Genomic DNA, 1,670 nt, shown 5'->3' with positions numbered 1-1,670 from the left:
AGATATTCAGTTTTGAGCGTGCAAGCTCAAAGAAGAGTGCGGTGGCAATGGCAAGAAGGATACACCTGTTCCCATGCCGAACACAGCAGTTAAGCTTCTTAACGCCGAAAGTAGTTGGTGGGAAACTGCCTGCAAGGATAGGAAGCTGCCGCGCTCAACATTCCGCCTTAGCTCAGTTGGTAGAGCGCTTGACTGTTAATCAGGATGTCGTCAGTTCGAGTCTGACAGGCGGAGTTTAATATGGAGTGTTGTCCGAGCGGCTGAAGGAGCATGATTGGAAATCATGTATACGGGTGAATACCTGTATCGAGGGTTCAAATCCCTCACACTCCGTTTTATTATGGCGGTGTAGCTCAGCTGGCTAGAGCGTCCGGTTCATACCCGGGAGGTCGAGGGTTCGATCCCCCCCGCCGCTATAATGAGATCCATGGCTTAGGCCGTGGATTTTTTATTTGCTTTTGCTTATTTGCCAGGGGCAAAGTTTTTTCCTAAAAAGCTTGCATTAGCCTGTAATTCATGTATACTAGTAAACGTGCTTATGAAACGGCCCGTTGGTCAAGTGGTTAAGACACCGCCCTTTCACGGCGGTAACATGAGTTCAAATCTCGTACGGGTCATCTGGAGGATTAGCTCAGCTGGGAGAGCATCTGCCTTACAAGCAGAGGGTCACAGGTTCGAGCCCTGTATCCTCCATTGTTCAGAAAGGTTACCGGACGGTAATCTTTTTTTTTACAAAAAACTGAACAAATCCAAAATTATTGTTTGTTACAAGTCCTGATAGGATTCACCTTTGGTGAAGATGCCTTGTAACCGTGTAGCTAGTCTATAGGGGGACACATATAGATGGAAAAGCATTTGTTTACGTCAGAATCAGTTTCAGAAGGACACCCGGACAAGGTCGCTGACCAAATCTCCGATGCCATTCTTGACGCTGTCTTGGAGCAGGATCCGCACGCTCACGTAGCCTGCGAAACTTCGGTCACGACTGGCCTGGTGCTGCTCTTTGGGGAAATTTCAACCACTGCCAACGTTGACTACCAGCACGTGGTGCGGGAAACCATCCGCGAAATCGGCTATAACGACCCGGATCTGGGTTTTGATGCCGACAACTGCGCGATCCTGGTTGCGCTGGACAAGCAGTCACCGGATATTGCCGGCGGGGTTGATGAGGCCCTGGAAGTCCGTGACCAGAATGAAAGCGACGAGCTGGACCAGATCGGGGCCGGCGACCAGGGGCTTATGTTCGGTTTCGCCATCAACGAAACGCCGGAACTGATGCCTTTGCCGATTTCCCTGGCTCACCGCCTGATGCGCAAGGTAGCCCAGCTCAGAAAAGACGGGACCTTCCCGTGGCTGAGACCGGATGCCAAGGCCCAGGTGACGGTGGAATACGACGATGCCGGCCAGCCGAAGCGGGTCGACACGGTGGTTATTTCCACCCAAACCAGTGCTGACGTAACCAATGAAGAAATCCGCGTGGCCATGGTGCACGACGTGATCAAGGAAGTGATTCCGGCCAAGTACCTGGATGATGACACCAAGTACTTGATCAACCCGTCCGGCCGCTTCGTGATCGGCGGGCCAAAGGGGGACGCTGGCTTGACCGGCCGCAAGATCATCGTCGACACTTACGGCGGCTATGCCCGCCACGGCGGCGGTGCCTTCAGCGG

General features: G+C 52.8%; 1 protein-coding gene, 5 tRNA genes, 1 rRNA gene and 1 riboswitch. All 7 genes read left to right on the top strand.

Annotated elements, in window-relative coordinates; all coding sequences use genetic code 11:
• The first annotated feature begins 37 nt into the window (after nucleotides 1–37).
• Nucleotides 38–154: ribosomal RNA gene (gene rrf / locus lacNas_RS06390) — 5S ribosomal RNA — on the top strand.
• A gap of 7 nt (nucleotides 155–161) precedes the next feature.
• Nucleotides 162–234 (top strand) — tRNA-Asn (locus tag lacNas_RS06385).
• A gap of 8 nt (nucleotides 235–242) precedes the next feature.
• Nucleotides 243–333, top strand: a tRNA-Ser gene (locus lacNas_RS06380).
• A gap of 9 nt (nucleotides 334–342) precedes the next feature.
• Nucleotides 343–416 (top strand) — tRNA-Met (locus lacNas_RS06375).
• Nucleotides 417–545: 129 nt separating this feature from the next.
• Nucleotides 546–617, top strand: a tRNA-Glu gene (locus lacNas_RS06370).
• 3 nt (nucleotides 618–620) lie between these two features.
• Nucleotides 621–693: transfer RNA gene (locus tag lacNas_RS06365), tRNA-Val, on the top strand.
• A gap of 67 nt (nucleotides 694–760) precedes the next feature.
• Nucleotides 761–846: riboswitch (SMK box riboswitch) on the top strand.
• On the top strand, nucleotides 844–1,670 hold an 827-nt coding region (gene metK, locus lacNas_RS06360), incomplete at its 3' end, for a methionine adenosyltransferase (protein ID WP_201346700.1). It overlaps the preceding riboswitch by 3 nt.

The sequence above is a fragment of the Lactobacillus nasalidis genome, from assembly GCF_016587775.1.
Taxonomy (GTDB): Bacteria; Bacillota; Bacilli; order Lactobacillales; family Lactobacillaceae; genus Lactobacillus; species Lactobacillus nasalidis.
The sequence above is the reverse complement of the archived record's forward strand: the minus strand, read 5'-3'. Positions and strand labels throughout refer to the sequence as shown.